10 protein-coding genes and 1 pseudogene are annotated in these 10532 nt (G+C 48.6%); all 11 read left to right on the forward strand.

What is annotated here, in order from left to right:
- The first annotated feature begins 148 nt into the window (after positions 1–148).
- Positions 149–2779 carry a pyruvate, phosphate dikinase gene (gene ppdK / locus OCV96_RS14315; protein WP_262594772.1) on the forward strand — a complete coding sequence of 877 codons (2631 nt, stop codon included), beginning with the start codon at positions 149–151 and terminating at the stop codon, positions 2777–2779.
- Between the two features lie 315 nt (positions 2780–3094).
- Positions 3095–3958, forward strand: coding sequence for a ParB/RepB/Spo0J family partition protein (locus tag OCV96_RS14320; protein WP_154040595.1), 864 nt, complete (start codon positions 3095–3097; stop codon positions 3956–3958).
- Between the two features lie 450 nt (positions 3959–4408).
- Positions 4409–5230: a ParA family protein gene (locus tag OCV96_RS14325; RefSeq protein ID WP_148337531.1), complete on the forward strand. Its 822-nt coding sequence runs from the start codon at positions 4409–4411 to the stop codon at positions 5228–5230.
- On the forward strand, positions 5187–6116 hold the full coding sequence (locus tag OCV96_RS14330) for a ParB/RepB/Spo0J family partition protein (RefSeq protein WP_154040596.1): 930 nt from the start codon (positions 5187–5189) through the stop codon (positions 6114–6116). The genes OCV96_RS14325 and OCV96_RS14330 overlap by 44 nt, the downstream gene beginning before the upstream one ends.
- A gap of 11 nt (positions 6117–6127) precedes the next feature.
- Positions 6128–6403, forward strand: a complete 276-nt coding sequence (locus OCV96_RS14335) for a DUF5720 family protein (RefSeq protein WP_154040597.1) — start codon at positions 6128–6130, stop codon at positions 6401–6403.
- A 285-nt stretch (positions 6404–6688) separates the two neighbouring features.
- A complete protein-coding gene (locus OCV96_RS14345; RefSeq protein ID WP_154250773.1) occupies positions 6689–7567 on the forward strand; it encodes a DUF6017 domain-containing protein in 879 nt (292 codons plus the stop codon).
- A 36-nt stretch (positions 7568–7603) separates the two neighbouring features.
- The gene (locus OCV96_RS14350; protein WP_154042122.1) at positions 7604–8350 is read left to right on the forward strand and encodes a BRO family protein; all 747 of its coding nucleotides are present in this window, start codon (positions 7604–7606) and stop codon (positions 8348–8350) included.
- A gap of 22 nt (positions 8351–8372) precedes the next feature.
- Entirely contained in the window at positions 8373–8684 is a 312-nt protein-coding gene (locus OCV96_RS14355; RefSeq protein ID WP_057571462.1) for a DUF5720 family protein, read from the forward strand.
- A gap of 12 nt (positions 8685–8696) precedes the next feature.
- The gene (locus OCV96_RS14360; RefSeq protein ID WP_057571461.1) at positions 8697–9116 is read left to right on the forward strand and encodes a DUF4313 domain-containing protein; all 420 of its coding nucleotides are present in this window, start codon (positions 8697–8699) and stop codon (positions 9114–9116) included.
- 86 nt (positions 9117–9202) lie between these two features.
- The gene (locus tag OCV96_RS14365; RefSeq protein ID WP_002570687.1) at positions 9203–9703 is read left to right on the forward strand and encodes a PcfB family protein; all 501 of its coding nucleotides are present in this window, start codon (positions 9203–9205) and stop codon (positions 9701–9703) included.
- A pseudogene (locus tag OCV96_RS14370) lies at positions 9700–10461 on the forward strand (type IV secretory system conjugative DNA transfer family protein); the annotation flags it as partial. The gene OCV96_RS14365 and the pseudogene OCV96_RS14370, both read left to right, overlap by 4 nt.
- Positions 10462–10532: the final 71 nt, after the last annotated feature.

Raw genomic sequence — 10532 nt, forward strand, 5'->3', positions numbered from 1 at the left:
CTGTCAAAAAATTATCAATTTCGGCTTGATATTCTATTGGTAGATTGTTACAATATCAAAGTACTAAAAACCGAGGCCGAAATGCTCCGGTAATGGTTTGGGTTACAAAGTTTTGTCAAAAATATTATAAAAAGGGAGACAAAGAAGTATGAAGAAATGGGTATATTTGTTTACCGAAGGTAATGCAAACATGCGCGAACTGCTTGGTGGTAAGGGCGCGAATCTGGCTGAGATGACCAACATTGGTCTGCCGGTTCCTCAGGGCTTCACCATTACAACAGAGGCATGTACACAGTATTATGAAGATGGACGCGAGATCAATGAAGAGATCCAGGGTCAGATCAACGAGTACATTACTAAGATGGAAGAGATCACCGGCAAAAAGTTCGGCGACCACGAGAATCCTTTGTTAGTATCCGTTCGTTCCGGCGCGAGAGCATCCATGCCCGGTATGATGGATACCATTCTGAACCTTGGTCTGAATGAGACCGTTGTTAACGTAATCGCTGAGAAGTCCGGCAACCCTCGTTGGGCTTGGGACTGCTATAGAAGATTTATCCAGATGTATTCCGACGTTGTTATGGAAGTAGGTAAGAAGTACTTCGAGCAGCTGATCGATGCAATGAAAGAGAAGAAGGGTGTTAAGCAGGACGTTGAGCTTACTGCTGATGATCTGAAGGAGCTGGCTGGCCAGTTCAAGGCTGAGTATAAGGCTAAGATCGGTGTAGACTTCCCTGATGATCCCAAGGAACAGCTGATGGGCGCTATCAAAGCTGTATTCCGTTCCTGGGACAACCCGCGTGCAAACGTTTATCGTCGTGACAACGATATCCCTTATTCCTGGGGTACTGCTGTTAACGTTCAGTCTATGGCATTCGGTAACATGGGTGATGACTGTGGTACCGGTGTTGCATTTACCAGAGATCCGGCTACCGGTGCTAAGGGCCTGTTCGGTGAGTTCCTGACCAACGCACAGGGTGAGGACGTAGTAGCAGGTGTTCGTACACCTATGAAGATCGCTGAGATGGCTGACAAATTCCCTGAGGCATTTGCTCAGTTCCAGGAAGTATGTAAGACTCTGGAAGATCATTACAGAGATATGCAGGATATGGAGTTCACTGTTGAGCATGGTAAGCTGTACATGTTACAGACCAGAAATGGTAAGAGAACCGCTCAGGCAGCTCTGAAGATCGCTTGTGATCTGGTAGATGAGGGCATGAGAACCGAGGAAGAGGCAGTTGCAATGATCGATCCTCGTAACCTGGATACTCTGTTACATCCTCAGTTCGATACCGCTGCTCTGAAGGCTGCAACTCCTATCGGCAAGGGTCTTGGTGCTTCTCCCGGAGCTGCATGTGGTAAGATCGTATTCACCGCAGAAGATGCAGAAGAATGGCATGCAAGAGGAGAGAGAGTTGTTCTGGTTCGTCTGGAGACCTCTCCTGAAGATATCACCGGTATGAAGGCTTCCCAGGGTATCCTGACCGTTCGTGGTGGTATGACCTCTCACGCAGCAGTAGTTGCTCGTGGTATGGGTACCTGCTGTGTATCCGGTTGTGGCGATATCGCTATGGATGAGGAGAACAAGCAGTTCACTCTGGCTGGCAAGACCTTCCATGAAGGTGACTGGCTGTCCATCGATGGTACTACCGGTAACATCTATGATGGCGAGATCAAGACTGTTGATGCTACCATCGCCGGTGAGTTCGGCCGTGTAATGGCTTGGGCTGACAAATATCGTAAGTTAAAAGTTCGTACCAATGCAGATACTCCTGCAGACGCTAAGAAGGCTCGTGAGCTGGGCGCTGAAGGAATCGGTCTGTGCCGTACTGAGCATATGTTCTTCGAAGAGGACAGAATCGCAGCATTCCGTGAGATGATCTGTTCCGACACTGTAGAGGAGAGAGAAGCAGCACTGGAGAAGATTCTGCCTTATCAGCAGAACGACTTCAAGCAGCTGTATGAGGCTTTGGAGGGCAACCCTGTTACCATCCGTTTCCTGGATCCGCCTCTGCATGAGTTCGTTCCTACCGAGGAAGCTGACATTGAGAAGCTGGCTAAGGCACAGGGCAAGAGCGTTGAGACGATCAAGACCATCATCGCTTCCCTGCATGAGTTCAACCCTATGATGGGTCACAGAGGATGCCGTCTGGCTGTTACTTATCCTGAAATTGCCAAGATGCAGACCAAGGCTGTTATCCGTGCGGCAATCGAGGTTAAGAAGGCACATCCCGACTGGAATGTAGAGCCCGAGATCATGATTCCTCTGGTATGTGAAGTGAAGGAGCTTAAGTACGTTAAGAAGATCGTAGTAGAGACCGCTGACGCTGAGATCGCAGCAGCAGGCATCGACATGAAGTACGAAGTAGGTACCATGATCGAGATCCCCAGAGCAGCTCTGACTGCTGATGAGATCGCTAAGGAAGCCGATTTCTTCTGCTTCGGTACCAACGATCTGACCCAGATGACCTTCGGCTTCTCCCGTGATGATGCAGGTAAGTTCCTGAACGCTTACTATGACACCAAGATCTTCGAGAATGATCCGTTCGCTAAGCTGGATCAGACCGGTGTCGGCAAGCTGATGGAGATGGCTATCAAGCTTGGTAAGCCTGTAAATCCTAAGCTGCACGTTGGTATCTGTGGTGAGCACGGCGGAGATCCTTCTTCCGTAGAGTTCTGCCATAGAATCGGTCTGGATTATGTATCCTGCTCACCTTTCCGCGTACCTATCGCAAGACTGGCTGCCGCACAGGCTGCTATCAAGAACCCCCGCAAGTAAGAGTTCTGTCATTCACCATTGGATTTGATGAAGCGCAAACCTTCTATAAATCCCATGGATACGGCATAAAACCGTCAAAATGGCATGATTTGACCGTGGAGGTTTATATCTAATCACCAAAACCCCCGTACATTCCCAATTGGGCAATGTGCGGGGGTTTTTTGTTGTTATTTTGGGCTGTTTGTACAAATCTAAACGGGAACGCAAAAATGTATTCTGATTTCAAAAATACATTTTGTCCATGCTCGCTGCTATTTTCACAGCAGCCAATTCCGTAATTTTGGACGAATTCAGCTTTCAGTAAAGGAGGCCATTATGAGACGAGACGATCAAAGGCAAGCAGTAAAAAACATTCCCTTGGAACAACTGAAGCCATTTAAGAATCATCCCTTTCAGGTACGAGACGATGAGGAATTTCGGCGTCTTGTTGAGAGCATTGAAATTCACGGTGTAATTCATCCAGCGGTGGCTCGCCAGATTGGTGAGGATTGTTATGAACTAATTTCTGGTCATCGACGCAAAGCGGCTTGTGAAGTATTGGGTTACTCTGAGATGCCTGTTTTAGTCCAGTCTATGACGGATGATGAGGCAGTTGTAAACATGGTAGATGCAAACCTTCAGCGTGAAACGATTCTCCCAAGTGAAAGAGCCTTTGCATACAAAATGAAGTTGGTAGCTATGAGCCATCAGGGGCGTAAAGGATTTACTTCCGCCCAACTTGGGCGGAAGTGTGTCGGAAAAGAATCCAGAGAGTTAATTGCTGAACAAGTCGGTCAAAGTCGCAACCAAATTTCTCGCTATATCCGTCTTACTGAATTGATACCAGAAATCCTTGAAATGGTTGATAATCGAAAAATGGCATTGAATCCAGCAGTATCTATTTCCTACTTGGACAAGAAGCAACAGAAGCTACTATATAAGGTAATGGTAGCACTAAAAGCAACCCCATCTATTTCTCAGGCAAAAGCCATCCGAGAAAAGGCCAGTGAATCAGACTTTACAGAAGATTACTTGGTTTGTATCTTATCGGAAAAGAAACCAAACCAGAGAGAGCCGATGATTGTTGAAGAAGAAGAAATCAAGCAGTATTTCCCCTCGCATTACAATAGTGAACAGATGCACAACACGATTTTACTGTTGATTAGAAATTGGAGTAAAAAGCGTGGCTACACACAATAAAAGGTCATTATACCTTGTCACAACAGGGAGCAGAAAAATTTTCTGCTCCTTTTTTTATTTTTTGCGCAACAAACGGCCTCTGCCGTGGCCTACAAGTGAGAGTTACATCTCGTGGACCTTGAAAATTCAGAAGAACATCAGGTACAACCGTCCCTCGGAGAGCCACTCCGGTGATACGCCATGACGCCTACGGGTCGAGCGACTTCCCTATCGCCGGTAAAGAGCTTGATAACTTGAGGCCACGATCCAGGGACAGGGGGAAAACTTACACTCAGCCACAGTCCGAGCGTTAAAAGCGTCGCAGGCAATGGGAGTGTCCGGTACAGAACCGTGATAAATGAATCCTAAATCAAAAGGATGCCGAAATGTTCTTGATTTTAAGAAAACCCAAGGGGGTAGTTTACCCTCTTTACATTCCATCTTCTGTTCAAGACACAGGAGGAAACTGAAATGAACACACAAATTATCGCCATCGCCAACCAGAAAGGCGGCGTTGGCAAGACAACCACCTGCGCAAATCTGGGTATCGGGCTGGCGCAGACGGGGAAGAAAGTTCTGCTGATCGACGGAGACCCGCAGGGCAGCCTGACCATCAGCCTGGGCCATCCCCAGCCGGACAAGCTGCCCTTTACTCTGTCCGACGCGATGGGCCGTATCCTGATGGACGAGCCGATGCGCCCCGGCGAGGGCATCCTGCACCACCCGGAAGGCGTTGACCTGATGCCTGCCGACATCCAGCTCTCCGGCATGGAGGTCTCCCTGGTGAACGCCATGAGCCGTGAGACCATCTTGCGGCAATACCTGGACACGCTCAAGGGACAGTATTCCCATATCCTGATTGACTGTCAGCCCTCCCTGGGGATGCTTACGGTCAATGCGTTGGCGGCTGCCAACAGGGTCATAATCCCCGTCCAGGCGGAGTATCTGCCCGCCAAGGGCCTGGAACAGCTGCTCCAGACGGTCAATAAGGTGAAACGGCAGATCAACCCCAAGCTCCAGATCGACGGTATCCTGCTGACGATGGTGGACAACCGCACCAACTTTGCCAAGGAGATTGCGGCTCTGCTGCGAGAAACCTACGGCAGCAAAATCAAAGTGTTCGGAACTGAGATTCCCCATTCTGTCCGAGCAAAGGAAATCAGTGCCGAGGGCAAGAGTATTTTTGCCCATGACCCCAAGGGCAAAGTGGCCGAGGGTTACAAGAATCTGACCCAGGAGGTGATGAAACTTGAAAAGCAGCGCGAAAAAAATAGAGCTGGCCTCAGTAGATGACCTGTTTTCTACTGAAGAAAGTCGGCAAGACGAGCAACTGGAAAAAATCCAGGAAATTCCCCTATCTGAACTGCATCCGTTCAAGGATCACCCCTTCAAGGTCAAGGATGATGATGCAATGATAGAAACCGCAGACAGCATCAAAAAGTATGGCGTGTTGGTTCCTGCGATTGCCAGACCTCTGCCTGATGGCAGTTATGAGCTGGTAGCCGGACACAGACGCCGCAGAGCCAGCGAGTTGGCCGGAAAAGAAACCATGCCTGTCATTGTGCGCGACTTGGATGACGATGCTGCCACAATTATTATGGTTGACAGCAATTTGCAGCGAGAAAATCTGCTCCCCAGTGAAAGGGCCTTTGCCTACAAAATGAAGCTGGAAGCCATTAAACATCAGGGAGCAAGAACAGACCTGACTTCTGTTCAAGTTGAACAGAAGTTGAGCGCCAGAGACCAGGTGGCAAAAGAAGCCGGTGAACGAAGCGGTATCCAGGTAATGCGATATGTTCGTTTGACTGAGCTGATTCCAGAGCTTTTGGATATGGTGGATGAAAAGAAAATCGCATTTAATCCAGCCTATGAACTCTCTTTTTTGAAACCGGACGAACAGCAAATGCTGGTGGAAACAATGGACTATGAGCAGGCTACCCCTTCTCTCTCTCAGGCTCAGCGAATGAAAAAGTTCAGCCAGGATGGGAAATTGTCAGAAGATGTGATGCTTGCCATCATGTCAGAGGAAAAAAAGGGTGATCTGGATAAAGTGACCTTGAGCAGCGATACCTTGCGAAAGTATTTCCCCAAAAGCTATACACCGGCCAAAATGCAGGAAACCATTATTAAACTGCTGGAACAATGGCAGAAAAAACGCCAACGAGATCAGGAACGATGAAGGGAGAGCCTATGAAAGATATTGCAGCAAGGGAGCTGAAAGGCCACAACATTCTTGCAGTGGAGCGATTTTGGGACAGCACTTGCTGGATGATTGAGTTTACTGTCTTGCGTCCCAGCACTGCTTATGGAAGCCCCGGAGATGAAATGCGGCTGTTTTTGACTGAGGACGGTTATCAGGCCGCCCTGCAAAGCCAGCAGCGCCGGGAGATCAAGATCAAGCGTTACGCTCGTGTGATTGAGGGACATATCCTCGATTTCAAACCGGGAAAACGCCGCCGCTCATAAACCCATACAACGAAAGGAAAGGAATGAATATGTGTACTGTAAGAGAAATCCGAGAAGCTATTCAAGAAGATTGCCGCTCACAGCGTGATATGGAATCCACCTAGATTGACCGTGTTTTTCAAACCTTACCATTTTCTCAGGAAAGGGATCTGTTTGATAAACCACCAATGCCAAAACGCCCCTACCGACGCAAGAAAAAAGATACAGACAGACCCTAACCGCTGCCACAATTCTCTTATGAATTGCGGCTTTTTTCATACCTGAGAAATGAAAGGAGTGAAGTAAATGGCTGTTTTTCGTGTAGAACGCACTGGCGATTACACGGTTATGAGCAATTTCCATCTAAAGGATAAACGGCTTTCTTTGAAGGCAAAGGGTCTCTTGTCGCAGATGTTATCTCTGCCAGATGACTGGGATTATACGCTGTCAGGACTCAGCTATATCAATCGAGAAAGCAAAGATGCAATCCGCTCTGCTGTCAATGAGCTTGAAACAGCCGGATACATTCGGCGCAGACAGACAACTGATGCTTCTGGTAAATTCGCAGCCAATGAGTATACCATTTTTGAGCGTCCCATCGAGGGAGAACCGATGTTGGATAAGCCGTCGTCGGAAAACCCGATAACGGTAAACCCGTCAGCGGTAAATCCGTTACCGGAAAATCCAACACAATTAAATACTAAGAAATCAAATACCCAAAAACAAAATACTCATGGATCAAATACCGATTCCATTCCCTTCCGGGAAACAGCGGCGGCAATACCGCCGGAACGGAAAGGAAGGGATGCGATGTCTGTCACAGAGATAGAAAATTATCGGGAATTGATTTTGGAGAATATCGAGTATGACTGTCTGAAGCAGCGTTATCCTCTCTACCTGGATGACCTGAATGAGATTGTAGAGCTGTTGGTAGAAACGGTCTGTGCCAAACGAAAGACCACCCGGATCTCTGGTGCGGACTTTCCTCACGAGATTGTACGCTCCCGCTTTTTGAAGCTGGACAGCTCTCACATCGAGTTTGTCATGGACTGTCTGCAAAAGAACACCACTCAGGTACGCAACATCAAGCAGTACCTGCTCGCGGTGCTGTTCAATGCGCCTACCACCATGAACAATCACTTCACTTCATTGGTCAACCACGATATGCACGCAGGCGGCTGGTAATCGGCCGCTTTTGTATTACACCAAAGGAGGCACAGCATGAATCAGATTGAGATTTTCAATAGTCCAGAGTTTGGAAGCATTCGAGTAATCGAGGAAAATGGGAAATACCTGTTTTGCGGCGCTGATGTTGCAAAATCTCTGGGATACAAAGATACAGTAAATGCCCTAAAGACACATTGCAGAGAAGGTGGGGTGGCGTTTTACCACCTCACCGATAATTTGGGGCGTAAACAGAAAGCTAAATTCATCAGCGAAGGAAACCTGTATCGCTTGATTGTCCACAGCAAATTGCCATCGGCAGAACGATTTGAAAAATGGGTCTTTGACGAGGTTCTTCCTACCATTCGCAAGCATGGGTCCTATCTCACAAAAGAAAAGCTATGGGAAGTAGCCACTTCACCGGAGGCACTGCTCAAGCTCTGCTCAGATCTCCTGGCTGAACGAGAGGAGAATGTATCTCTGCGCATAGCAAACGCACAGCTGGAGGGTAAAGCCGCTTTCTATGACCTGTTTATTGATTTGGAGCATAGCACCAATCTCAGAACTACTGCCAAAGAGCTTGCTGTCCCGGAACGCCGCTTTGTCCGATTTCTTCTGGAAAAGCGTTTTGTGTACCGCACTGCGTCCGGCAATGTACTGCCCTATGCAAAGCCAGCCAATGAAGGGCTGTTTTGTGTAAAGGACTACTGCAATCACGGTCATACCGGTTCTTATACGCTGATAACTCCGCAAGGCAAGCTGTATTTTGCCCAGCTTCGGGAGATGATCTTGCTGGTCTCATAAGAACGGAAGGGAAGTGGGTTTTATGCAGGAAGGCAAAACAATCGGTCAGCTGATGGAGGAAATGCGCCAGAAGGCCGGGGCGCAGAACTACCACGGCCATGACTACATGGATCTTCAGCGATTTGCGGAGAATACCCGGCACATGGTTATTTTTGATGTGCTGACCGATGACTCCCCGGTGGGCTGGAAAGGAGAACGGACCCGCCTGTTTTTGTCAGATATAGGCTATGAAAAAGCGCTGGACAGTCAGGCAAAGGGGCAGATCAAAATTCTCAGCCATGCAAAGGTCAGAAATGGAGATTTGTTTTATGACCACAAAGAACAGATACGATAGGAGGTATCCGATATGAATGAGGAAAAGAAAGTACCCTTCAAGTGGGAATATGGGGAAGAAACCATATCGCTGCAACTTGGGATGTATGCGAATAATCAGCGGCTTTATATCGGCATGATTACCCATACAGAAGATGGGGCGGAACCGTTTGCAGATATGACGGTGAACCTTCCGGGGTATTCTCTGGACCCCGGAGAGGCGTTTATTTCCGGTGACATCAGCAAGGACCTGCTGCGATTCATCAAAGAGAACAAATTGGGGAAGGTGCTTCCCTACCAGGTGCAGTCCGGTTATGGAAAATATTCTGCTGTTGCCTTTGATCTGGAGAAGTTGAAGGCATTTGACCCCAAAGGTGTGGCAGAGTTTCGGAAAGAGTGGAATCTGCCGGATAAGAAGCCGGTAAAGAAAAAGAGCCGAGGGATGGAGCGATAAAGAAATATCTTCTCCGGCGGCTGGTGGTTCCGCCTTAGAAAGAAATGCACCACCCCTGCACACTCTGTGGAAAGGAGGCGATGAAAATGCAGGAAGAAGTGGAAAACAGGACTTTAACGCTGGTTGTCAGTGGAACAAAGTTCACCGGTCGGCTGCTTAAAGCTGCCATCAGCAAGTACATGGCCCACTGCAAGGAAAAGAAGCTGCAAAAGCAGAGAAGCCGTGACGCTCCTGTGACACCTCACGGCAAACAGACCGTCAAGCAGCTCATTGGTCAGAATCAGGGGATCTCCAATATTGAGATCACAGACCCTTCCATCAAGGAATTTGAGAAGATCGCCCGGAAATATGGTGTGGACTATGCGGTGAAGAAAGACCGCAGCAGCTCCCCACCCAAGTACCTGATCTTTTTCAAGGGCCGTGACGCCGATGCGCTGACCGCTGCATTTACCGAGTACACCAGCAAAAAGGTCAAGAAGGCCGAGAAAACGGAACGCCCGTCTGTGCTGGCAAAACTCAGTCAGTTCAAAGAGATGGTCAAAAATGCCGTGGTGGACCGCACCAAGCGAAAGGAGCTGGAACGATGAAAAAGCAGTTTGACATCAAAAAGCTCGTTTTGCTGAACCTGCCCTATCTTCTGATGGGGCTGTTTGCTACCAACTTCGGGGAGGCATGGCGACTGGCTCAGGGGGCAAATGCCTCAGAGAAATTCCTTTCCCTGTTTGCTGTCCTGCCTGGGGCGTTGCAAAGTTTCTGGCCCAGCCTGCACCCGTTGGATCTGCTGGTGGGGCTGTGCTGCGGTGCTGGCCTGCGTCTGGCGGTGTATCTCAAAAGTAAAAACGCCAAGAAGTACCGTCACGGCATGGAGTATGGTTCTGCCCGTTGGGGAACCCGTGAGGATATTGCTCCCTATATCGACTCGGTGTTCCAGAACAATGTCATTCTCACAAAAACCGAAAGCCTGACCATGAACAGCCGCCCCAAAGACCCAAAGACCGCCAGAAACAAAAATGTGCTGGTGATCGGCGGCTCCGGTTCCGGTAAGACCCGCTTCTGGCTCAAACCGAATTTGATGCAGATGCACAGTTCTTATGTGGTCACAGACCCGAAGGGAACCATTTTGGTGGAGTGCGGGAAAATGCTCCAAAGGGGCGCACCCAAACTGGGAAAGGACGGAAAGCCCATGAAGGATAAGCACGGTAAGGTCATCTATGAGCCTTACCGGATCAAGGTCCTAAATACCATCAACTTCCGAAAATCAATGCACTATAACCCTTTCGCCTATATCCATAGCGAAAAGGACATCTTGAAGCTGGTCACAACGCTGATCGCCAACACCAAAGGCGCGCGCCCAGATAGGGCGTAGTAAGAAGTAGAATCAGGCACTACCCACTCAGATAACAGTGGAAACGACCC

Source organism: Waltera acetigignens (assembly GCF_025567015.1).
GTDB classification, from domain to species: domain Bacteria; phylum Bacillota; class Clostridia; order Lachnospirales; family Lachnospiraceae; genus Acetatifactor; species Acetatifactor acetigignens.

Bases quoted from the DNA above. Each gene is read 5' to 3' on its own strand.
- ppdK (WP_262594772.1), top strand. From the start codon at position 149: ATGAAGAAATGGGTATATTTGTTTACCGAAGGTAATGCAAACATGCGC.
- OCV96_RS14320 (WP_154040595.1), top strand. From the start codon at position 3,095: ATGAGACGAGACGATCAAAGGCAAGCAGTAAAAAACATTCCCTTGGAA.
- OCV96_RS14325 (WP_148337531.1), top strand. From the start codon at position 4,409: ATGAACACACAAATTATCGCCATCGCCAACCAGAAAGGCGGCGTTGGC.
- OCV96_RS14335 (WP_154040597.1), top strand. From the start codon at position 6,128: ATGAAAGATATTGCAGCAAGGGAGCTGAAAGGCCACAACATTCTTGCA.
- OCV96_RS14345 (WP_154250773.1), top strand. From the start codon at position 6,689: ATGGCTGTTTTTCGTGTAGAACGCACTGGCGATTACACGGTTATGAGC.
- OCV96_RS14350 (WP_154042122.1), top strand. From the start codon at position 7,604: ATGAATCAGATTGAGATTTTCAATAGTCCAGAGTTTGGAAGCATTCGA.
- OCV96_RS14355 (WP_057571462.1), top strand. From the start codon at position 8,373: ATGCAGGAAGGCAAAACAATCGGTCAGCTGATGGAGGAAATGCGCCAG.
- OCV96_RS14360 (WP_057571461.1), top strand. From the start codon at position 8,697: ATGAATGAGGAAAAGAAAGTACCCTTCAAGTGGGAATATGGGGAAGAA.
- OCV96_RS14365 (WP_002570687.1), top strand. From the start codon at position 9,203: ATGCAGGAAGAAGTGGAAAACAGGACTTTAACGCTGGTTGTCAGTGGA.